This is a genomic window from Streptomyces sp. NPDC051173 (genome assembly GCF_040689515.1).
Taxonomy (GTDB): domain Bacteria; phylum Actinomycetota; class Actinomycetes; order Streptomycetales; family Streptomycetaceae; genus Streptomyces.
Genome location: NZ_JBFBBD010000029.1, coordinates 1 through 21649, shown reverse-complemented (window position 1 = coordinate 21649; position 21649 = coordinate 1). Strand labels below are relative to the sequence as shown.

Below are 21649 nucleotides of genomic sequence, written 5' to 3'. Positions count from 1 at the left end.
TTCCGGTGCTCAGCCGCCGGACGGTACGGGCGCGCTCACCTCGTCCGGCAGCTTGCGGTCGCGGCGGAGCGTGAGGACGGCGTGGACCAGCAGGGGCACGGTGGCCACGCCCGTGATCAGCAGGGGTTTCCACACGCCGTGGACGTACCACGGTGACGCGGCGCCCAGCAGGGCGGCGAGGAGCGCGGCCGCCGACGGGACCGCGAGCTGCCGGGGCGAGGGCCGCGGGGAGTCCGTGGAGCGCCGGCCGAAGCAGTAGGCCGCCCACAGGGAGCCCGCGGCCGTGGGCAGCAGCGCCAGGGCGAGTGCGTACGGCAGGCGGTAGCCGTTCCGCGGGTTGTCGTGCGTGGTCTCCCGCAGGTTGTGGAAGTCGATGTAGCGGCTCTTCTGGTGCCAGTAGGTGACGGTCACGCGGTCGCCGGGCTGGACCTTGTGGAAGACGCGGGGCCGTCCGGCCATCCGGATGCGGTGATCGGTGCCGTCGTCCTGGGTGACCGAGAGCCACCACTGCGTCGACCTGCCGGAGGTGACCGTCTCGGTCCCGTCCACGGTGGCCGTCCTGGGCCGCAGGCACTTCTTCGACACCGCGTCGGCCCGGCAGGCGGCGGCGGCCCGGAAGTGCCGCTCCTCGGCCCGCGCGCCGGGCACGGTGACCAGCAGCAGATAGGCCGAGGCGATCGCGCAGACCGCGCCGGCCACCGCCGCGACCAGGGTCGACCGCCGCCCCGTGCGGGCCCTCGCGGGGGCGGGCGGGCGCTCGGCACTCACCGCGGGCCCCGCAGCATGCGCATGTTCCGCAGGGCGGAGCAGAAGTGCTTGATCATCATGCGGACATTTTCCCCCGGCCCTTTTGTGGATCACCGGTCGCCCCGGCCCCGGGGCGCGGGGGCGGCGCGGGGCTGCGGCGGGACTGCGCGGTCCAGGCCCGGGCGGCGGCAGGGGTGTGAGCTGGGTTACCTTCGAGCGTGGGAGCGGACGCGGCGGGCAGAGGGACCGGCGAGAGCGAAACCGTCTCAGCATGCGGTATCCGCATGGCCGAAAGCAGTCGCTCGTTAGACTGAGCCGACCGCATTACACATAGCTGCGAGGAGCGCACGTGGGCCTTGTCGTGCAGAAGTACGGAGGCTCCTCCGTTGCCGATGCCGAGGGCATCAAGCGGGTTGCCAAGCGAATCGTGGAAGCCAAGAAGAACGGCAACCGTGTGGTTGTCGTGGTTTCCGCGATGGGTGACACGACGGACGAGTTGATCGATCTCGCCGGGCAGGTTTCCCCGATCCCTGCCGGGCGTGAGTTCGACATGCTGCTGACCGCCGGGGAGCGCATCTCCATGGCGCTGCTGGCGATGGCGATCAAAAACCTCGGTCACGAGGCGCAGTCGTTCACCGGTAGCCAGGCCGGGGTCATCACCGACTCGGTCCACAACAAAGCGCGCATCATCGATGTCACGCCGGGGCGGATCCAGCAGTCCGTCGACGCGGGCAACATCGCGATCGTGGCGGGCTTCCAGGGTGTGTCCCAGGACAAGAAGGACATCACGACCCTGGGGCGGGGTGGCAGCGACACCACCGCCGTGGCGCTGGCCGCCGCGCTGAACGCCGAGGTGTGCGAGATCTACACCGATGTGGACGGTGTCTTCACCGCGGACCCGCGGGTCGTGAAGAAGGCCCGGAAGATCGAGTGGATCTCGTTCGAGGACATGCTGGAGCTGGCGAGCTCCGGGTCCAAGGTGCTGCTGCACCGCTGCGTCGAGTACGCACGCCGTTACAACATCCCGATCCACGTGCGCTCGTCCTTCTCGGGGCTCCAGGGCACCTGGGTCAGCAACGAACCGCGAGGGGACCAGCCGATGGAGCAGGCGATCATTTCGGGTGTTGCCCACGACACCTCCGAGGCCAAGGTCACGGTCGTCGGGGTGCCGGACAAGCCGGGCGAGGCTGCGACGATCTTCCGGGCGATCGCGGATGCCGAGATCAACATCGACATGGTCGTGCAGAACGTCTCGGCGGCGTCCACGGGTCTGACCGACATCTCCTTCACCCTGCCGAAGACGGAGGGCCGCAAGGCGATCGAGGCGCTGGAGCGGACGAAGGACCGGGTCGGTTTCGACTCGCTGCGCTACGACGACCAGATCGCCAAGATCTCGCTGGTCGGCGCGGGGATGAAGACGAACCCGGGCGTCACCGCGACGTTCTTCGAGTCGCTGTCGAACGCGGGGGTGAACATCGAGCTCATCTCGACCTCCGAGATCCGCATCTCGGTGGTCACGCGTGCCGACGACGTGAACGAGGCCGTGCGCGCCGTGCACACCGCCTTCGGCCTGGACACCGAGAGCGACGAGGCCGTCGTCTACGGAGGCACCGGTCGATGACCGGCACCGGCTCTGCGGCCCGTGTCCCCTCGGGGGGTACGGGCCGTAGGCCGACCCTCGCCGTCGTCGGCGCCACGGGCGCCGTCGGGACGGTGCTGCTGGGCATCCTGTCGCAGCGCGCGGACGTGTGGGGCGAGGTCCGCCTCGTCGCGTCCGCCCGCTCGGCGGGCCGGAAGCTGACCGTCCGGGGCGAGGAGACCGAGGTCCTCGCGCTGAGCGAGGAGGCGTTCGAGGGCGTCGACGTCGCGATGTTCGACGTGCCGGACGAGGTGGCCGCGCAGTGGGCGCCGGTGGCCGTGGCCAAGGGCGCGGTCGTCGTGGACAACTCCGGGGCCTTCCGCATGGACCCGGACGTGCCCCTGGTGGTGCCCGAGGTCAACGCGCACGCGGTGCGCCTGCGGCCGCGCGGGATCATCTCCAACCCCAACTGCACCACGTTGTCGATGATCGTGGCGATGGGCGCGCTGCACGCCGAGTTCGGGCTGAGCGAGCTGATCGTCTCCTCGTACCAGGCGGCCTCGGGCGCGGGGCAGGCGGGCGTGGAGGCGCTGCGGGCCCAGCTGGCCGCGGTCGCGGGCACGGATCTCGGCGGGAAGCCGGGCGATGTGCGGCGCGCGGTCGGTGACGACCTGGGGCCGTTCCCGGCTCCGCTGGCGCTGAACGTGGTGCCCTGGGCGGGTTCCCTGCGGGAGGCCGGCTGGTCGTCCGAGGAGCTGAAGGTCCGCGACGAGTCGCGGAAGATCCTGGGGCTGCCGGACCTGCGGGTCAGCGCGACCTGTGTGCGCGTACCGGTGCTCACCACGCACTCGCTGGCCGTGCACGCGCGTTTCGAGAGGGACGTGACCGTGGAGCAGGCGCACGAGATCCTGGCCAACGCGCCGGGCGTGGTGCTTGTCGACGACCCGGCCGAGGGGGAGTTCCCCACCCCCGCGGACGCGGTGGGCACGGATCCGACCTGGGTGGGCCGCGTGCGGCGCTCGCTGGACGACCCGAAGGCCCTGGAGCTGTTCGTCTGCGGTGACAACCTGCGCAAGGGGGCCGCGCTCAACACCGCTCAGATCGCGGAGGTCGTGGCGGCCGAGCTGAACGCCCCCTGATCCGGAGGATTCGTGAAGGTCCTGTGATCAAGTCGTTGGTCCAGACCTCTTGAGCTGGGCAGATGGTGTGTTCGACTATTCACACCCTGTCCGACGGTGTGGCCACGGCCCCGCACCGCAACCGCCGGCGGGGCGGGGAGCGTCTTTGATGCCGTCTCTCGGGGTGGCACCAAAATCGGGGCATCGAGGAAGAGCTGGTACGCATGAGGGCATATGACGCATCGTCGAGCGGTGTTCCGTCGGACGGGCTGCCTCACGCGTACAACCCTGACGGGGGGAAGCGTGTCCAACAGGCGTGGCAGAGGTCATCAGCATCGCAACCGCCCCGCGGCGCAGCAGTGCAGTGCGTCCGCGTCCGCGCACGCCGGGCGGTATGCCGGTGATCGCTCCCTGGCCGGCCACCCCGACCACCACCCAGCTGCCGCCCCAGCGTGGGGACGCTGACGAGGCGATGGCAGCGGGCACCACAGTCGACCACCTCACCGAGACCTACCGCGCCCATTACCGGTCGCTGCTCGGCCTGGCGGCACTGCTCCTCGACGACACCGCGTCCTGTGAGGACGTGGTGCAGGAGGCGTTCATCCGGGTGCACTCCGCGCGCAACCGCGTCCGGGAGCCGGAGAAGACCCTCGCCTATTTGAGGCAGACTGTCGTCAATCTGTCCCGATCAGCGCTCCGCCGCCGCATCCTCGGGCTGAAGCTGCTCTCCAAGCCGATGCCCGACATGGCGAGCGCCGAAGAGGGTGCGTACGAACAGCTGGAGCGAGACCAATTGATCACCGCGATGCGCGGACTGCAGCGCCGCCAGCGTGAGGTGCTCGTCCTCCGCTATTTCGCCGACATGACCGAGGCCCAGGTCGCCGAGACCCTGGGCCTCTCGCTCGGATCGGTCAAGGCCTACGGCTCCCGGGGCATCGCGGCCCTCCGTGTCGCCATGGAGGCTCCGGCATGAACGAGCAGTTTCCCGGCGGCCCCCCGCGCGGCGAGGGCCCGGCCGACGGCGGTCCGGGCGAGGGCCGGAGCGGGTGGCCGACGGTCCCCGGACCGTCCGAGCGCGAGTCGACGGGCCCGGCCGGGGTGCCCGGACCCGAGTCCCCCGAGTCCCCTGAGTCGCTCGACGAACAGGCCCTGCGGCGGCTGCTGCGCGGCGCGGTGGACGAGATCGAGCCCTCCGCCGACGCGCTGGAGCAGCTGCGCCGTGCCGTGCCCGCCCGGCGTACGCGCCGCCGCCAGGCGCTCGTCGGTGTCGCGGCCGCGGTGATCCTCGGTGGCACGGCCCTGCCCGCGCTCCTGCACGTCGCCGGCACCGGCATCGCCACCGACGAACGGCATGCCAACACCGCCAGCGCGCAGAACGCCCAGCAGGAGAGCGACGAGGGCCTGAGCGACGGCGTCGCCGAGGGCGGCGGGAGTCCGCGGCCGGACGCCCCCGCGGGCAAGGACCGGCGGACGGACGACGGCCGCAAGCCCGAGGGCGACAAGCCGGACAACGAGATCAAGCCGTCCGGCTCCCCGGGCGGCACCGTCCCCGACCCCGCGAACACCTTCGCCGCGGTCTCGCCCACGTGCGACCGCGATCAGCTGGGCAAGGGCTCCGGCACGGTCGGCGCCGCCGACAAGGACGGCCGGGTCTACGGCGCCTTCCGCGTCGTCAACGTCTCCCACTCCGTCTGTACGGTGGCGGGGCCGGGCACGGTCGCCGCCAGCGCGCGCGGCAGCGCGGACAGCGCGCGCGTCTCCGTCGTGGACCACACGCCGGGCGACGCCGCGACCGGGCTGCCCAACCCGACCGCGGAGCCCAGCGAGGTCATCCTCCAGCCCGGCCAGGCGTACGAGGTGAAGTTCGCCTGGATCCCGGCCTCCGACGGCGGCCCCAGCGGCTGCGCGAAGAACACGGGCGGGGCCACGCCCACCCCGGGGGGCAGCGCGGCGCCCTCGTCGTCGGCGGGCGCGTCCGCCGAGGGGAACAAGCCCTCGGTCTCCGACCCGCCTCCGCCGCCGCCCCCGCCGAGCGTGGTGCTCAGCCACACGCCGGACGTCGGCGAACCGGCGATAGCGGACACGAAGATCAACGAGGCCTGCGCGGGCACGGTCTACCGCACCGGCCCCCTGGCCACGGCGCCGTAGCGGGGGCTCGTGCCCGGCCCGGGATCCGGGGGTGCTGGCCGGGAGCGGGCGGCCTGCCCGTACCGTGGGGGTGTGTATCGGTTCCTGCTGACTTCCCGCTGGTGGGGGATCAACGCCTTCGCCGTGCTGTCCATCCCCTTCTGCCTCTTCATGGGCAGCTGGCAGCTCGGCCGCTTCGAATCCCGTGTCGACTCGCACCGCGCGGCGCAGACGCAGGCCGACGACGCCCGATCCGCGTCGGCCGAGCCACTGGCCGACCTGCTGCCGGTCAGCACCGTGACCTCCGGCCGCCGGGCCGTCGCCAGCGGCCGCTACGACACCGGGCACCAGCTGCTCGTCCCCGACCGGGACCTGAACGAGCGCAAGGGCTTCTACGTCCTCACCCTGCTGCGCACCGACGGCGGCAAGGCCCTGCCCGTCGTCCGCGGCTGGCTGCCCGGTGACCCGGACTCCGGGTCGGACGCCGCCGCCGTCCCCGCCCCGCCGGCCGGCCACGTCACCGTCACCGGCGCCCTCCAGTCCGCGGAGACCCCCGGTTCCAAGGGCGTGGGGGTCGGCAGCGGCCTGCCCAAGGGGCAGGTGGGCATCATCAGCGCGGCCACGCTGGTCAACCTCGTGCCGTACGAGGTCTACGACGCGTGGATCACGGCGCCCGAGGCCCAGGGAGCGATGACGCCCGTGCCCGCGGCCGCCGCGCCCGGCAGCGGTCTGGACCTCAAGTCCTTCCAGAACCTCGGCTACACCGGTGAGTGGTTCGTCTTCGCCGGCTTCGTCGTCTTCATGTGGTTCCGGCTCTTCCGCCGTGAGGCGGAGGCCGCGCGGGACCTCGCGCGCGGCATCGCCCCGGACGAGCCCGCGGGACCGGCCGGACCGTCCGGCCCCACAGGCGGCGACGGCCCTACGCCTCCGAGCGGTCCGGACGGCGGCCCAGGTGACGCTCCGCAAAAGCGATCTCCAGCCGGAGCTGCTTGACCCGCTCCTCCACCACCAGCGAGCCGTGGCCCGCGTCGTAGCGGTAGACCTCCAAGGGGTGGGAGCGCTCCTTCAGCCGGTCGACGTAGTTCTCGATCTGCCGGATCGGGCAGCGCGGGTCGTTCATGCCGGCCGAGATGTAGACCGGCGCGCGCACCTCGTCGACGTACGTCAGCGGTGACGACGCCGCATAGCGCTCCGGCACCTCTTCCGGGGTGCCGCCCAGCAGCGTGCGGTCCAGGGCCTTCAGCGCCTCCATCTCGTCGTGATAGGCCGTCACATAGTCGGCGACGGGCACGGCCGCCAGGCCGAGTGCCCAGGCGTCCGGCTGGGTGCCCAGGCCCAGCAGGGTCAGATAGCCGCCCCACGAGCCGCCCGAGAGGACCAGCCGCCCGGGGTCCGCGAGGCCGGACGCCACGGCCCAGTCCCGCACCGCCGCGATGTCCTCCAGCTCGATCAGGCCCACCCGGTGCTTGAGGGCGTCCGTCCAGGCGCGGCCGTAGCCGGTCGAACCGCGGTAGTTGACCCGGACCACCGCGAAGCCGTGGTCGACCCAGGCCGCGGGGCCGGCGGCGAACTCGTCGCTGTCGTGCCACGTCGGGCCGCCGTGGATGTCGAAGACCGTCGGGAAGGGACCCTCGCCCTCCGGCTTCTGCACCAGGGCGTGCACCTTGCCGCCGGGCCCCTCCACCCAGGCGTCGTCGACCGGGACCGAGTGCGGGGCGCGGCCGATGCCGCCCGGCACGCGCGGCGGCTCCAGCACGAGCTGACCGCTCGTGGACCGGACGGCGGGCGGTGTCGCCGCCGAGGACCACAGGAACTCCACCGTGCCGTCCGGGCGTGGCAGCGCTCCGGAGACGGTGCCCTCGGGAGTGTCGAGACGGCTGAGGGCGCCGTCGGCCAGCCCGTACCGCCACAGCTCGCTGCGGGCCTGGAAGCTGTGCTCGACGAGCAGCGCGGAGCCGTCCGGATACCAGTCGGCGTGCAGGTCACCGGGCAGGTCGAGGGCCAGGGCGGTCTCCTCGCCGGTCGCCGCGTCCCACAGCATCGGCTCCCAGCGGCCGCGCCGCTGGTGCCCGACGAGCAGCCGGGAGTCGCCGTCGACCGGGGCGAAGCCCATGGCCGTCAGCCCGAGCTCCTCCGTGCCGCCGCGGGTGTCGTCCAGCTCGGCGACGGTGGTGCCGTCGGTGCGGACGATGCGGATCGCCGAGTGCATGGCGTCGCCGTGCTCGGTGTGCTCGACGGCGATCAGGGTGCCGTCGTGGGAGAGGTCACCGACGCCCGCGGACTCCTCGTGGTGATAGATCTCGACGGGCTCGGCACCGGGGCGCGCCACATGGACCGTCGAGCCCCCCTTGTCCGTGGACCGGCCGACGACCGCGGTGCCGTCCCGGCCCAGGGCCAGGCCGCCGGGATAGGACGGGGCGAGGCCCGGCGCGGCCGGCTCGTCGGCCCCGCCGTGGAAGGGCTGGCGCATCCAGACGCCGAACTCGTCGCCGTCCGAATCGGAGAACCACCAGATCCATTCGCCGTCCGGCGACAGCACGCCGCCCGTCGTGCCGTTCGGCCGGTCGGTCACCTGGCGCTGCTCGCCCGTCGCGCGGTCCCAGGCGTACAGCTCGAAGGTGCCCGTCACGTTCGAGACGAACAGCGAGCGGTCCGGGGCGTCCTCCGCCCACTGCGGCAGTCCGATCCGCGGCGCGCGGAAGCGCTTCTCCCAGTCCGGCATGGCGGCCCGCGCCGCCGCCTCGCCCGTCGTGCCCCCCTCGCCCGTCGTGCCCTCCTCGGCCTGCGTGGTCCCGCTGGTCGGCCCGGCCCCGTTGCTCTCAGTCATGGCCCCATTCTGCGCCGCGGGTCCGACATCGTGGCGCGGGGTGCCACAGCCTGTGGATAACTTTCGCGGCCGAGGAGCCTCGGCGGTCCTTCCAAAGTGCCCTGTCGGTGCGGAATTTCAGCTTCCTGAAGCCGGTGGTGGCCCTGATCACCGGGGTCACGAGCGGTCGCCGCGGCTCGCGTGGACGGCCAGCCGCGAGCCCTCCTCGTCGTCGAAGTCCTCCAGGAACGCCGCGAGCACATCGGTGAGGTGCTCCGGCGACCGCGCGCGGAAGAGCACCGGCTGGTACTCCGAGACGCGGTAGTGCGTCCGCACCATGTCGGTCGGGTCCAGCTCGCGGATCTCGCACCCGCCCAGCTGCGCGAGCTCCCCGGAGGAGGAGAGCAGCGCCGCGCCGTATGCCTTGGTCTCCGCGCGGTCGGCCATCACGCCGAACTCCAGCGTGAACCAGTACACCCGGCTGATCAGGTCCAGGGCCTGGCGCGTGCGCACCCGCAGGGCCGCGCGCCCGAAGAGGCGGTAGAGCTCGGCGAAGGCGGGGGACGCCAGGTGGATGCCGTGCCCGAACACGTCGTGGATCACGTCGGGTTCGGGGGTGTACAGCGGTATCGACGGGTGCCGCACGAACTGCACGGCGTGGAAGTACCCGAGCTCCATCGAGCCGAGGAAGCGCCGGTTCTCCACGAATCCCCCGGTGGGTGTGAACGCGAACCCGGTCAACTTCCGCAGCTCGGCGCTCACTTCCTCGTGCTGGGGGATGTGGTCCGCGGGGACGGGGGCGGCCTCGGCGGCGTCCAGGACCGTGCGGTGCGCGTGCAGGCGGTGGGCGTCGGCCAGCGCCGCGTGGACCGCGCGCCAGGTCGCGTGCTCGCTCCCGGTGTACGTCACGTGCGGCGAGGGGTCGCCCACCCGGTGCCCGTGGGCCAGGCGCGCCAGCGCCGCGCGCCGCTCCAGGTAGCGCCGGTCGCGCCGCCCCGGGTGCTCCGCCGCTCTGCCCAGGCGCCCGTCCGGCGCGACCGGTGTCCGCATCCACGCATCGCTCATGACACACAGGGTGCCCATGGTGATCCGAACCGTAACCACTGCGATGTCCGGGACAACTGGTGGCCTACAGGCGCCTGTCGACCGGCGCGCAGGATACGCTTCGTCGAGGTTTGCCTAAAAATTTAACAAAGCCGGCAGATCGTTCGCGCTGTCCCAGGCATCCGCATCACCCGACCACCCGTCCTGTTCCAGAAAGCCGCGTGCATGACGACCCCGCCGTCCACTCCTCCTCCGCCGCCCGGGACAGAGCCGCAGCCCGGGACGGAATCCCCGCTCGTGGCGGAACCCCCGCTCGGCACAGAGCCGCTGTCGTCGCCTCTGCCGCCCGGCACGGAGCCGGCTTCCTCCGCGACGGAGTCCCTGCCGTCCGGTGCGGCGTCGGCCCCGTCCGTGACGGAGCAGTCTCCGGCCGGGGAGCAGAGTCCGCCGGCGGCCGGGACCCTGGCTCCCCCGGCACCCGGACCGCAGGTCCCTCCGTTCCCCGGGGCGCAGATACCCCCGCCGCCCGGCACGCAGCCTCCGCCGCCGTTCGGCGCGCCGCCGATGCCGCCGCCCGGCATGCACGTACCGCCGCCGCACTGGGGGCTGCCGCCGGCTCCGCCGCTCGGCTTTCCCCCGCCGCCGCCCGTGCTGCCCAGCAACGGCGCCGGGATCACCGCGCTGGTGCTCGGCTGCATCGCCGTGACGACCGGGTTCGTGTTCTTCCTCTTCTGGCTCACGGCGATCCTGGGCATCATGGCCGTCGTGTTCGGCATCGTCGGCTGGAACCGGGCGCGCAACGGCCTGGCGTCGAACAAGCCGATGGCGATCGTGGGCACCGCGCTCGGTGGCGTCGGCATCGCCCTGTCCGTCGTCGGTCTGGTGCTGACCGTCTTCCTCGTCGGCGAGGTCAAGAAGGGGATCGACCAAGACGCCAGAGACCGTGAGGCCTCCGCCGGTGTGGAGCCCACGCCGTCCGAGGAGGGGGACGAGGACGACGGTCTGACGAAGGCGGACACCCAGACTCTCGACTTCGGCGGGACGGCCCGTTACTCGGACGGCCTCAAGATCACGGTCGCGAAGCCGGAGAAGACCGAACTCAGCAGGTACAGCGTCAAGGAGGGGTACGTCGCCTACAAGGTCGAGGTGACCGTCGAGAACGGCACGGGCAAGACCGTGGACCTCGACCTCACGTCCGTCAAGGCGCGCGACGGCGACGGCGCGGGCCTGGAGCGCACCTATGACAGCGGCACCGGCTTCAGCCAGGGCGTCACCGGCCGCCCGCACGCGGGCAAGTCGGTCTCCGGCACCTACCTCTATCTGGTGCCCGAGAAGAAGGCCGGCGACCGCATGGAGGTCAGCGTCGAACCGGGCGTGGTGACCTACAAGGAAGCCGCCTGGAGCGGCTCGGTCAAGTGACGGGACGCGGCGTGTGAGGAGGGCCGGAGCGGTGTGCCGCTCCGGCCCTCCTCCGTTCCGCGCCCCTCTTCCGTGCTTACGCCCGGTCCGTTCCCGTGAGCCGGGTCAGAGCGTTCTCCGGGACGTGCGGCCGGCCCCCGGCCAGCACGAGGCGGACGTCGCGCAGGGCCTCCAGATCGTCCAGCGGGTCGCCGCCGACGACGAGCAGGTCGGCGCGGTAACCGGCGGCCAGGCGCCCGGTCTCCTCGGCGATGCCCAGGGCGCGCGCGGCGTCGACGGTCGCCATGTCGATGATCCGCGCCTCCGGGAAGCCCAGGTAGCGGAAGAACTCCAGGCTGCCCACCAGGTTGTCGAACTCCGCGCGCGGCACGCCCGCGTCCGTACCGGCGATCAGGGACACCCCCTGCTCGGCCATCCAGCGCACGCGCGCGAACAGCACGTCGGCCCGCTCGTACCCGAACCGCTCGGCGAACGCCCGCCAGTTGGGGCTGGCCGCCGGGCACACCTGGATCCCCTTGGCGGCGATGTCGGCGACGACGTCCTCACGGGCGTCGAAACCGCCGTCCGTCATCCACGTGCAGTGCTCGATGGTGTTCACCCCGGCGGCCACCGCTGCGGCGATCCCCTCCGTGCCGTGCGCGTGCGCGGCGACCGGCAGGCCGAGGGCGCGGGCCTCCGCCACCACGACGCGGAGCTCGTCGGCGGTGAACTGCGACTCCCAGGTCGCGTGCCCGCCCTTGGTCAGCCCGCCGCCCGTGGCCATGACCTTGATGACGTCGGCGCCGTCGGCCGCGTTGCGGCGCACCATCTCGCGGATGGCCTCCTCGCCCTCGACCTCACCGCCGAGGAACCAGCAGTGCCCGCCCGGCACGGTCAGCGGCCGCCCGGCGGCGAGGACGCGCGGGCCGGGCACGTCGCCCTGGGCGATCGCGTCCCGCAGCCGCATCGCGAGCCCGCCGCGGTCGCCGAGGTCGCGCGCCGTGGTGACACCGCTGCGCACCAACTGCCCGGCCCGCTTGGCCATGCCCAGGAGCAGACCGGCGTCGTCGCTCTCCTGGAGGGCGCCGACCGGGTCGGCGCCCGCGTCGAAGGCGAGGTGCACATGGCAGTCGATGAGCCCCGGCAGCACCGTGGCGTCCGGCAGCGATATCCGCCGCACGTCCCCCGGGACGGCCGCCTCGACCTCCGCCCGGGGTCCCACCGCGGCGATCCTGTCGCCCTGGACGAACACCGCGCCGTCCTCCACGTACCCGCCGCCGGGCTCCGTCAGCACCCGACCTGCCATGACCAAGAGGTCCATCACGCCACCATTTCCGTACGGGATCGCTTGCTTCATCTCTGTCCGCCGGCGGTCCGCCGACGCGGGGGCCGGACCGGGCTCACGTGGCCCTCAGCGCGTCCGACAGGGCCACCAGCTGCCGGACGTCGGCATCGAGTCCGTCGCCGTCCGGCATCGCCACGGGGATGGCCTTCTGCGCCGACTGGTCGTCCGGATCGTAGACCCGCAGCGCCAGCCGCAGCTTCTCCGCGAGCTCCTCGGGCGGGACGCTGTGCGGAGCGGCGTCGGCGAGGCCGAGGCGGGCGAGGTACGGGCTGATGCGCACCAGGCCGTCGCGGCACTCGATCACCCTGCGGTAGTGGCTCCGGTGGACGCTGCGGACGCGCAGCGCGTCCCGCCAGGGGTTGGTGGGGACGCGGCCGAGCGCGTCCTGCGGATACGCCTTGTGCAGCAGCAGCCAGAGCGGCCGCAGCCGGTGGTAGTTGCGGCGGTGCTGCCACCAGACGCGGAACGCCGCGAGGCGGGTGGCGATGCCGGGGTAGGTCACACCGATGACGAACACCGGGATGGAGAGCGCGAGGAGCAGCGCGACGCTCCGGGACAGCGGCCGCGGCACGTCCCCGCCGAGCCAGCGCACCAGGATGAACGCCGCCCGCGCGGCACTGGAGAGCACCATGCCGGCCATCGCCCCGGCGGCCAGCCACAGCCCGGTGGCCAGGGGCCGCACCGAGGCGCGGGCGTAGCGCAGGGTCCAGGCGAAGGCGGAGGCCAGCGCGTAGGACAGATAGAGACCGGCCACCAGATAGAAGAGGGCGACGTGCGTGACCCGCATGTCCGCGCTCGCGTAGACGTGCCCGGTCGCGTGGTTCGGTGTGAGCACGGCCAGCAGGGTGATCACGACGATCGTGACCGACAGGGGGATCAGCTCCCACCGGGCGCGCCTGCGGCCCCGGTCGCTGTCCGTCGCCGAGTAGAGGTAGAAGCACATCAGGCAGTAGACCGTGCTGAGCAGCAGTACGTTCTGCACGAGCTTGGCGGCGCTCGGGAGCGTGACGGCGTCGAAGGCGCGGGCGGTCACCGGGATGCCGAAGGGGAAGGCGACGGTCGCGCACGCGAGGCAGAGCGTGACGGCGCGCAGCGCGTGGTCGTGCGGTGCCTTCGACAGCTGGAAGGCCTTCCAGCACAGCGCGGTGACGAGGACGGCGCCGACGATGACGACGGAGGCGATCACAGCCACCCCTGCCGGTCTCCGAGGGCCGACTGCACCCGGCGCAGGGACGGGTCGCTCGCCGCTCTGGGGGTCACCCGGTCCAGGACGGAGGCCCATTCCAGGATGATGGTGGCGACCAATTCGGCCTCGCGCTCGTGCTGCTCGTCGTAGGACGTGCGGCGCAGGGCCCGCTTGATGGTCCCCAGGCACATGTCCGGAGCCATCTCCCGCCAGAATTCGTCGTCCGCGTCGTCGCTGTGGTGGTCGGCGAGAATGTGGCCGACCTCGTGCAGGATGATGTGATCCTGATGGATCTTGCTGGTCTCCTGCTGGTACAGGATGTAATCCGCGGACGCGGTGGCGATCCAGACCCCGAACGGGCCGGGCATCGGCAGTGAGTAGGGCACCAGGCGAATGGGCCGCCGTCGCCGCTCACCGAGGAGTTTGCACAACTCCTCCACGTCCAAGGGCGGCTGGATGTCCAGGGCGCGAAGCTCGCGCTTGCAACGGCGCCGCAGCTCTCGCTCTCTCACGTGCACTCCTCAGCCGGGGGAGTCCATTCCTCCCCGGCGTTCCGCTTGTTCCAGCCGGTAGACGACGTCCAGCAGATCCATGACCTGTTGGCGGCGTTCCTGGGACAGCTCACCGGCCCTCATTGCCATCAGCTTCACGTCTTTGCCGGCGACATCCTCTTCCCGGCGCTCCTGCGCGGCCTTGAGGAGCTCCAGTTGCTTCTCGACGCGGCTCGTCACCTCGTCGTCGAAGAAATACGCGGCGGGTACGCCGAAGAAGTCCGCGAGGGCCTGCACATGCTTGAGGGTCGGGTTCTGCTTCTTGTCCTTGCGAAGCTGCCAGATGTAGCTCTGCGAGATCGTGACGCCGGTCGTGCGAATGGCCTCGGCCACATGCTCGTTGCTGTACTCCTGGCCCCCTCTTGGCTTCACGCTGGCGAAAAGGTGATTGAGCTTGTCGGCCAGGCTACGGCTCGCCCGCTCGCTCATGACGCCTCCCACGGCATCGCCCTCTTCTCCACCCGTGTAAACGTACATGGACTCCGCCGTTCTCACCACAGTTGAATCGCCCTGACCTCCGGGCTAAGCTCCGCCGGGAGTTCCACTCAGGTGAATGTCGTGGATCGGCGCACTTGCATGTGAGTCTAGATCCGTGGAACTCGTGGCCGCTGAGAGGGGCGCCGCCCCGCCGGGTGACGGCGGACGGGGAACGGGCTCCGTTGGGGGGATTTGTAGTGGTACGACTGGTGGTCGCCGATGGTCAGGACGCGATGCGCGCGGGGGTCGTGAGCGTCCTGGAGAGGGATCCGGACATCGAGGTGCTGGGGGAGGCGCGCACCTGCGAGCAGGCCGTGGGAATGAGCGAGTCGCTCCATCCGGATCTCGTCGTGCTGGACGCCTATCTGGCGACGGCCGGAGGGATCGAGGCGACCCGGCGCATCGTGGAGCGGGGGTGCGACGTCCTGGTGCTGACGGCGCTGGGGCTGGCCGCACACGTCAGGCGCGCCCTTCAGGCGGGTGCCGTCGGATTCATGCTCAAGGACGCCACCCCGGCCCAACTCGTGCATGCCGTACACCTGGTGGCGAGCGGCCAGGGATTCATCGATCCCACCGTGGTCCGTTCCTTCGTGCACGCCGTTTCGGTGACGCCGCCGGAGACCTCGCCGGCCGTCGGACTGCCCGGCCTCGGGTCGCTGACCCGACGGGAACAGGAAGTCGCGTGCTATCTGAGCAAGGGCCTGTCCAATGTGCAGATCGCCCGCCGGATGCAGGTGGCGGAGAACACTGTGAAGACCCACGTGAGCCGCATCCTGGCCAAGCTGGGACTGAAGAGCCGGATCGAGATAGCCCTGCTGACCCAGGAACTCTCGTTGAGCGCGTGACGACTCCGCTTCCGGAGCCGTGAAATCCAGGGCCGTGAAAGGCCGTGAAAGGCCGTGAAAGGGCCGGATGCCGTGCGCACAGCACCGCATCCGGCCCGTCGTTCACCCGGCGGCGAAATTACGCGCCGGCGCTCCGGTTCTTGCGGCTCCGCCAGACGTTCCCGGCCGTGGCGAAGAGCACGACGGAGAGGGCTATGAGCACCGCGCGCGGCGCGGTCTCCTGGAAGACGACCGCGCCGACCGCTGCCACGATTCCGGCAAGGGCGGCGATGAGGACCATCGGGGAACCCCCGTTGGCCGACGCCTGCTGTTCCATGTGAGCTCTCCGTCCTCCGGCTGTCGCCGTCGTGCTGTTCCTTGTCACCGGGCTACCGTCAGCCCTGCCCGGCGAGGGCCGTTTCATTCCGCATCGACGCCGCGATGATTCCCAGCATCGCCTCTTCACGAGGCAGGATGCCGAGCCGGTTGAGCATCATATGTGCCTGGTGGAAAACGAGATGGCCGGTCGTGCGCGGCACTTGATGGCGCCGGGTGCGGCTCAGGTACGTCGTCAGCACCGCGGTCCAGGAATCCGTCCACTGCCGGACCACGGGGTCGGCGTCGAGGGCCTCCGCCCGCTGCCGCAGCCCCCGGTCGTCGCGCTCCGCACCGCGCCGGAGCAGATCACGCAGGACCGGGGCCTCGCTCCCGGCGTCCTGTGTCCACCACTGCAGGTGCCGCGGCCAGAACTGCGCCGGGCCGATCGCCCCCGCTTCCCCGACGGCGCTGGCGAGCAGCAGCGCCTCGCCCGCCCCGCGCAGCAGCAGCACCGCGAGCGCCGCGCGGTCGGGCAGCCTGGGGTAGGCGTTGGCCCACCGGGCCAGGTCGCTGGAGTGCGCGAAGACCTCCTCGGCGAGCCGGGTGCCCACGCTCCCGCCGTACTTGTCGTCCTCGGGCTCGTAGAGACTCACGTCCGCACCGTCCCGGCGCCCCTGGAAGGGCCGCAGGTCCATCATCGGGAACAGCGGGTCGTACTCCGCCACGCTCTCGCGCCCCAGCCGTACGCAGTCGGCCCGCAGGGACGGAAGGCGGCGGTGCAGGGCGTCCAGCAGGTCACGACCGCCGTGGAAGCGCACCCTCAGATGAGGGCCGTCCCAGTCGGTGTAACGGATGAAGAACCACCGGTCCGCGCCGGCCTCCGCGGCGAGGTCCACGAGCGGCGGCAGGAGCCGGTCGACGGACGCGTCCAGGCGCTCCAGGCCGCCGGGATACAGCCGCGCGTACCACCAGCCTCCGGCGTCCACGGCGGAGCCGGACGCGGGCGAGGCGGACGTGGCCGACACGGGTCGTGGCGACATGCTCATCGCTGCTCCAGCCGTGCGTAGGGGGCGGGGCCGTGCCCGCTGTCGCTCTCTCGTGCCGGGCGCGGCCGGTCCCAGCGCAGCAGCGACACGTGCTCGGTGGCGTGCCGCATGCCGTCGTCGTCCCGTACCCAGTGCCCGGCCAGTCCCGGCAGGGCCTCGGCCAGCCGCACGCTGGTGGCCGGGTCGAGGTCCCGGGTGTGGTGGACCGCCGCCCAGACGGCGTGCGGGCTGCGGAACGACAGCCACAGGGGCTTGCGGACGGCGGCCGACGCCGCGGAGGCCGAGCCGCTGAGGGACAGGAAGACCTCGTCCGGTATGCCGTGGCCCGTGCGCCATTGGTGCACACGGCGGAAGAACTCCTCGGCGCCCTCGCCGTGTTCCGGGCGTGGCATCTGGCCCGGCGCGAAGCGCCAGGTGCGCCGCCCCAGCACGAGCCGGCCCCGTTCGTCGGCGGGGAGTTCCTCCACCACACCTTCCGGAAGCGGCGGATCCGTGTCCAGGGGGCTGCGGGTGCAGCACAGCCGGGAGCCGTTGACCCAGGGATCGGCCAGGCAGAGCAGCAACCGCGCGACACCGGAGACCAGATGGGACGGGACGACGCCGAGGTACACGGGCGCGACGGCCCGGCCGAGCGCTCCCGTCATCTCCAGGGTGCCGTTCTCCGCGTCATGGTGGAGGGCGACAGGCGCGCCGCCGGGTGCCACGCCTTCGGAACCGGGCTCGCCCGGCCAGTGGAACGGCGGCAGGACGCCGTCGGCGGCGTAGTGCATGCCGTTGACGTCACCACTCAACGTGACCTGGAGCGGCTCGGCTTCGGGGAAGGCGTCGTCGGCCCAGGTGCGCAGCCCCTCGGTCAGGTCCGGTGCGCCGGGACGGTCAGCGGCCAGCAGTCTGCGGAAGCGAGCGACCAAACCACCCATTCCGGGGTTGTATTGGTTCACGACCAGCTTGTACCGTCCCGCCCGCACATCGTCGGCCGACTCGGCCGCGAGCTGGTACAGCACGGCCGTGGTCGGCGGCGCGCTGCTCCGGCCGACCGGTAGCCAGGCGCGCTCCGTGGGCGTGCCGATCGCCCGGTAGTCCGCCATCAGTGCGTGCGACAGCCGTTGTCCGTGGGCGGGATCCGCGGCCACCTCCCACAGGAACCGCACGACGTCGTCACAGCGGCCGCCCTCGCCGTACCGCTGCACGAACTCCTCGAGCAGCCAGTCGTAGAGGTAGGAGCGGAAGATGTAGGGGCGCACGGTCCGGCCCAGTTCGGCCAGATCGCTCCCGACGTGCTCACCGGGAAGCTCCACCGGGATGCCGGAGACCGCGTCCTCGTAGGCGGCGAACGGAGTCGTGGGGAGCGCCGCGTCGTCGGTGGTCCGTGTGACGGTCTCCAGGCGGTCGATGGCGGACAGCCGCTCCGGACCCGGCAGTTCGTGGAGGGCGTGCGTCTCCGCCTCCACCTCGCGCAGCAGGGCGGCGGTCCGGCCGGCCTCCGGGACGTCCAGGCGGTCGAGCGCCCGGGCGAGCGCCGACAGCGGACGCTCCTCGGCGTTCACCCAGGGAGTGACGATACGCAGCAGGCCGGTGTCCAGCAGCCGCACGTAGGCGGCGAAGGGATCCTTCCCGCCGATCCTTTCGAGGCACTCGGTCACTCGCATGCGCGGCCAGGAGGACACCTCCTCCACGAGCGGCGCGTAGAGGCCCGCGTCGGCCAGGGTGTCCGAGCGCCAGGCGAGTTCGGCCTTCGGGTTGTAGGACGGCGTCATGACGTACGGGCGCCCGGCGACGTACCGGACCGCGTCGTTGGGCTCGGCCTCGAAGGCCGCGGCGAGGAGCTCGTCCCGGCCGAGCAGGTCCAGCCAGGAGCGGACGTGCTGCTGGGAGACGTAGGTCAGCGCGCGGCCGTCGGCCGTACCGCCGTCGAGCGCGACTGCCGTCAGCCGGGAGAAGGGGCTGGTCTTGAGCGCCGCGCGGGACGCGTAGCCGAAGACCGCGCGGGACGCCTTGCCGTGCGGGTGCAGCGGCTTGCTCGTCAGATGGCGCAGCAGCCCGGGGGCGGCGTGCGCGAGCCCCTGGGACAGGCCCCGGTGGGTGAGCAGCTCGCGCAGCCGCCCGGTGGCGGCGGCGGTCTCCCGGGCGTACGCGGCGTCCGTCTCGGTCCGGGCCTCCGTGAGGCGGTGCATCCGGTCCAGCCAGCGGCGCGCGAGCTCGCGGGCCTCCGGGTCCAGGACGGCGTCCACCTCGCGCGCCCGGTCGCCGGTGAGGACGTACGGGCGGCCGTTGTGGACGGCGCGGCGCAGGGCCAGGACGGTGCGGCGCACGCCGGGAGCGTCGTCCAGGGAGGGGACCACCGCGTGCAGGGCGTCGGCCAAGGGGCCTGCGGCAGACCGCAGTTCCGCCTCCAGGACGGTCTCGGCGGCGAGGGAGGCGGAAGTCTCCCGCAGCGTCACGTCGAGGGCCTCGACCGGCAGGCCGTTGACCCGGTGCAGGGTGAAGGGCGACAGGGAGGGGACCAGACCGTCGGCAGGGGCGAGCCGGTCCGCGGGCGCGAGCTTGTCCACAGAGGCGAGCTTGTTCACAGAGGCGAGGGACGGGGCGGTCGTCATGCTCCGCGCACCGCCTCGATGATGTGCCACCAGGAGAGCAGCACCGCTCCGACCATGAACACCCCGTACGCCAGGCACAGTCCGCCGAACGTCAGATAGCCGGCCCGCTTCGCGCGGGAGGCGGTGAGCAGGTGGCTGGGCAGGGGCACGCGGGTGACCAGGTGCGTCAGATAGGCGAAGGAACGTCCGCGCAGATTGACGGAACCCATCGCCGACTCCAGGGCCTGGTAACCGTCCGACGGCAGCAGGGGATTGAGGTTGATCATCATCAGGAAGAGCTGGGAGTAGAGCAGCGCGCCGGCCACATCGGCCACGGCGCCGTGCGTGGACAGCAGCACCACGGCGGTCACGCCCGCCCAGATGGCGTCGCTGAGCGGCCCGGCCAGGGCGATGAGCACCCGGGGGGCACGGCTGCGCACACGGTAGGTGTCCGTCCGGTCGACGTACGCGACCGGCATGACGTAGAGCATCAGCGTGACGCCCGCTTCGCGCACGGGCACCCGGAGGTACTGGCACACCAGGGCGTGCCCGAGCTCGTGGACGGCGATCTGCGCGGCGAGCAGCAGCATGGCCAGCCACGCCCAGGAGGACAGGTGCGGTACGCCGCGTTCCGCGAGTGCCACGCAGACCGCTCCCGCGCCCGCGGCCACCAGCAGCAGCCAGCAGGTGACGACCGCCGCGACCGGCAGCCTCCGCAGCAGCCGGGCGACGGGCTCCAGGAGCACGTGCACCGAGCGCGTGAGGGCGAACCTCGGCATGCGCTGGCGCAGCGAGTGCTTCATCAGCCGCTGTCTGCGGTTCTGTCCCTGCGGCGCGAGGGTCAGCACGCCCGCCTGCCTCAGCTCCCCGAAGAAACGCATGACGGACGTCTCGATGTGCCCCGGGTCCGCGGAGGAGGAGGCCGTCACCCGGCGGACCACCTCGCGGGCCGTGGGAGCGTCGTCGAGGAGGGTCAGGATGACGGTCCCGGCGCGGGACAGGGCGACGTACTGCCCGGTCTCCGTGTCGAAGAGCAGGGGGCGCCCGTCGATGCCGTCCATCTGCTCGATGGAGTCCTTCAGGGCGAGCGGCGCGGTGTCGAGCCAGGCTGTGTCCTCGGGGGCCTCGGGGGCCTCGGGGGCCTCGGGGCCCTGGGGCGCCTGCGCACTGTGCCGCGCACCCGCGTCACCGGCCGCGGCTTTCGTACGGGTGGTGGCCGCTGCGGGGAGTCGCATGGCTGACCTCCTGGGGAATACTGACGGATGGCGCCGCCGGGTCGGCAATCTTGCACATTGCCGACCCGGCGGCGTTGCTCACGGCCTCAGCTCATGAGCGGTGCGGCGGCCTGAGTGATCAGCCCGCCGAGGAGAACGAGCCGGCGCTGGTGAAGCAGGCGGCCGGGCAGCTGGCGCAGGCGCCCGTGCCGAAGCTGCCGGCGGTGCCCAGCAGGGCCGCGTCGTCGAGCTGCTCGACGGTCATGTCCTCGACGCTGAGGTCGATCGCGAACGCGTCGGTGATCACCGAGTCGGTGCGGAGCATGGTGGAGATCCTTTCCGGAAGGTGCGGAGCCTCAGCTGGTGCAGGAGGCGGTGCTCGCGGTGGAGGCGGTCGAACCCGCCGAGCCGAGGCTGCTGGTCGAGGTCCACGTGCCGAGCAGCACGGTCTCGTTCAGCTGCTCGGCCTGGAGGCCGCCGAAGTCCTCGGCGAAGAGGTCGACCTGGATCTGGTCGTTCATGGTGACGTCCTTCTCTCTGAGGGCTCTTTGAGGGCTCTGTGAGAGCCGCTGAATCAGCCGGCGGACGAGGCGCTGGCGCTGGTCGCCGCGCTCGACGCCGGGCAGGCGAAGCTGGTGAACGTGCCGAATGAACCCCACGTCCCCAGCAGGGCCGCGTCGTCGAGGACCTCGGCCGTCAGGCCGGCGGCGTCCTCGGCGAACAGATCGATCGGGTCGATCTCACGCATGGAGTGCTCCTTTCAGGAGGGTCGGTTGTTTCCCGCGGTCCGGATCAGCCCTGCGAGCTGGCGGTACCGCTGGTCATGAAGGTCGAGCCCGGGCAGGTCAGGCAGCCCAGGGAACCGACCGTGGCGACGGAGGCGAGCGCGGCCTCGTTGGGCAGGGCGTCGACGACGAGGGAGGTGTCCTCGGCGAAGAGGTCGAGGGTCATCGGCTCGGTGTTCTGAGCGAGCATGTCGGTGTTCCTTCGGGTGGGAGGACGGGTGTCCTCGAGTGGAGCCGTGTCCTCGGTGAGGGCACGGAGTCTGTGGGGCGGGGGTGTTGGCGGGGGCGGGTTGCTTACGCCTGCGGCGCTTTGTTCCCCAGCCCCGCCCCTTCCCGAAACTGGGGCTTGTGCCCCAGACCCCCGGCTGCGGGTCCGTTGCCGCCTGCGGCGAGGGCGGCCTGCGGCCGCGTCCTCAATCGCCGGACGGGCTGGATGGTGCGGACCGTGGCCAACGCGCGGTTCGGGGGTCTGCCCCGGCCTGCTTCCGCTGCTCCTCGGGCAGGCTGT

22 protein-coding genes are annotated in these 21649 nt (G+C 72.0%); 7 read left to right on the top strand and 15 right to left on the bottom strand.

Annotated elements, in window-relative coordinates:
• Window positions 1–9 precede the first annotated feature (9 nt).
• Entirely contained in the window at window positions 10–768 is a 759-nt protein-coding gene (locus AB0435_RS17455; RefSeq protein WP_366004777.1) for a hypothetical protein, read from the bottom strand.
• A 328-nt stretch (window positions 769–1096) separates the two neighbouring features.
• On the opposite strand from AB0435_RS17455, the gene AB0435_RS17450 reads away from it, so the two are divergent.
• From AB0435_RS17450 to AB0435_RS17430, 5 genes are all read left to right on the top strand, one after another.
• On the top strand, window positions 1097–2368 hold the full coding sequence (locus AB0435_RS17450; RefSeq protein WP_116213049.1) for an aspartate kinase: 1272 nt from the start codon (window positions 1097–1099) through the stop codon (window positions 2366–2368).
• Window positions 2365–3465 carry an aspartate-semialdehyde dehydrogenase gene (locus AB0435_RS17445; protein ID WP_366427340.1) on the top strand — a complete coding sequence of 367 codons (1101 nt, stop codon included), beginning with the start codon at window positions 2365–2367 and terminating at the stop codon, window positions 3463–3465. The genes AB0435_RS17450 and AB0435_RS17445 overlap by 4 nt, the downstream gene beginning before the upstream one ends.
• A gap of 373 nt (window positions 3466–3838) precedes the next feature.
• A complete protein-coding gene (locus AB0435_RS17440; RefSeq protein ID WP_366004779.1) occupies window positions 3839–4417 on the top strand; it encodes a SigE family RNA polymerase sigma factor in 579 nt (192 codons plus the stop codon).
• The gene (locus AB0435_RS17435; RefSeq protein WP_366004780.1) at window positions 4414–5592 is read left to right on the top strand and encodes a hypothetical protein; all 1179 of its coding nucleotides are present in this window, start codon (window positions 4414–4416) and stop codon (window positions 5590–5592) included. Before AB0435_RS17440 ends, AB0435_RS17435 begins: the two co-directional genes overlap by 4 nt.
• A 72-nt stretch (window positions 5593–5664) precedes the next feature.
• The gene (locus tag AB0435_RS17430) at window positions 5665–6564 is read left to right on the top strand and encodes an SURF1 family protein (protein ID WP_366427339.1); all 900 of its coding nucleotides are present in this window, start codon (window positions 5665–5667) and stop codon (window positions 6562–6564) included.
• Here the strand turns inward: AB0435_RS17430 and AB0435_RS17425 are convergent.
• Complete coding sequence (locus AB0435_RS17425) at window positions 6491–8293, bottom strand: prolyl oligopeptidase family serine peptidase (protein WP_366427375.1); 1803 nt, start codon at window positions 8291–8293, stop codon at window positions 6491–6493. The genes AB0435_RS17430 and AB0435_RS17425 overlap by 74 nt on opposite strands.
• A gap of 261 nt (window positions 8294–8554) precedes the next feature.
• Window positions 8555–9442, bottom strand: coding sequence for a phenylalanine 4-monooxygenase (locus AB0435_RS17420; protein ID WP_366004782.1), 888 nt, complete (start codon window positions 9440–9442; stop codon window positions 8555–8557).
• 558 nt (window positions 9443–10000) lie between these two features.
• On the opposite strand from AB0435_RS17420, the gene AB0435_RS17415 reads away from it, so the two are divergent.
• Complete coding sequence (locus AB0435_RS17415) at window positions 10001–10840, top strand: DUF4190 domain-containing protein (RefSeq protein ID WP_366427338.1); 840 nt, start codon at window positions 10001–10003, stop codon at window positions 10838–10840.
• A gap of 76 nt (window positions 10841–10916) precedes the next feature.
• Here the strand turns inward: AB0435_RS17415 and AB0435_RS17410 are convergent, their stop codons facing one another.
• The 4 genes from AB0435_RS17410 to AB0435_RS17395 all read right to left on the bottom strand — a co-directional run bounded on the left by AB0435_RS17410 (window position 10917) and on the right by AB0435_RS17395 (window position 14330).
• Entirely contained in the window at window positions 10917–12140 is a 1224-nt protein-coding gene (locus AB0435_RS17410; RefSeq protein ID WP_366004784.1) for an amidohydrolase family protein, read from the bottom strand.
• A gap of 79 nt (window positions 12141–12219) precedes the next feature.
• Complete coding sequence (locus AB0435_RS17405; protein ID WP_366427337.1) at window positions 12220–13350, bottom strand: MAB_1171c family putative transporter; 1131 nt, start codon at window positions 13348–13350, stop codon at window positions 12220–12222.
• Window positions 13347–13862 carry a hypothetical protein gene (locus tag AB0435_RS17400; protein ID WP_366004786.1) on the bottom strand — a complete coding sequence of 172 codons (516 nt, stop codon included), beginning with the start codon at window positions 13860–13862 and terminating at the stop codon, window positions 13347–13349. The genes AB0435_RS17405 and AB0435_RS17400 overlap by 4 nt, the downstream gene beginning before the upstream one ends.
• A gap of 9 nt (window positions 13863–13871) precedes the next feature.
• Window positions 13872–14330 carry a helix-turn-helix domain-containing protein gene (locus AB0435_RS17395; RefSeq protein WP_366004787.1) on the bottom strand — a complete coding sequence of 153 codons (459 nt, stop codon included), beginning with the start codon at window positions 14328–14330 and terminating at the stop codon, window positions 13872–13874.
• 245 nt (window positions 14331–14575) lie between these two features.
• Between AB0435_RS17395 and AB0435_RS17390 the strand changes: the two genes are divergently transcribed.
• The gene (locus AB0435_RS17390) at window positions 14576–15223 is read left to right on the top strand and encodes a response regulator transcription factor (protein ID WP_366004788.1); all 648 of its coding nucleotides are present in this window, start codon (window positions 14576–14578) and stop codon (window positions 15221–15223) included.
• Window positions 15224–15341: 118 nt separating this feature from the next.
• On the opposite strand, the gene AB0435_RS17385 is transcribed toward AB0435_RS17390, so the two are convergent.
• The 8 genes from AB0435_RS17385 to AB0435_RS17350 all read right to left on the bottom strand — a co-directional run bounded on the left by AB0435_RS17385 (window position 15342) and on the right by AB0435_RS17350 (window position 21331).
• The gene (locus AB0435_RS17385; RefSeq protein ID WP_366004789.1) at window positions 15342–15539 is read right to left on the bottom strand and encodes a hypothetical protein; all 198 of its coding nucleotides are present in this window, start codon (window positions 15537–15539) and stop codon (window positions 15342–15344) included.
• 58 nt (window positions 15540–15597) lie between these two features.
• Window positions 15598–16560: a lantibiotic dehydratase C-terminal domain-containing protein gene (locus tag AB0435_RS17380; protein ID WP_366004790.1), complete on the bottom strand. Its 963-nt coding sequence runs from the start codon at window positions 16558–16560 to the stop codon at window positions 15598–15600.
• Window positions 16561–16562: 2 nt separating this feature from the next.
• Entirely contained in the window at window positions 16563–19163 is a 2601-nt protein-coding gene (locus AB0435_RS17375; RefSeq protein WP_366427336.1) for a hypothetical protein, read from the bottom strand.
• Entirely contained in the window at window positions 19160–20377 is a 1218-nt protein-coding gene (locus tag AB0435_RS17370; protein ID WP_366427335.1) for a PqqD family peptide modification chaperone, read from the bottom strand. Before AB0435_RS17370 ends, AB0435_RS17375 begins: the two co-directional genes overlap by 4 nt.
• A gap of 118 nt (window positions 20378–20495) precedes the next feature.
• Window positions 20496–20681: a thiocillin family RiPP gene (locus AB0435_RS17365; protein WP_361522298.1), complete on the bottom strand. Its 186-nt coding sequence runs from the start codon at window positions 20679–20681 to the stop codon at window positions 20496–20498.
• 31 nt (window positions 20682–20712) lie between these two features.
• Entirely contained in the window at window positions 20713–20877 is a 165-nt protein-coding gene (locus AB0435_RS17360; protein WP_366004793.1) for a thiocillin family RiPP, read from the bottom strand.
• 53 nt (window positions 20878–20930) lie between these two features.
• The gene (locus AB0435_RS17355; RefSeq protein WP_366004794.1) at window positions 20931–21104 is read right to left on the bottom strand and encodes a thiocillin family RiPP; all 174 of its coding nucleotides are present in this window, start codon (window positions 21102–21104) and stop codon (window positions 20931–20933) included.
• 44 nt (window positions 21105–21148) lie between these two features.
• Window positions 21149–21331, bottom strand: coding sequence for a thiocillin family RiPP (locus tag AB0435_RS17350; RefSeq protein ID WP_366004795.1), 183 nt, complete (start codon window positions 21329–21331; stop codon window positions 21149–21151).
• Window positions 21332–21649 lie beyond the last annotated feature (318 nt).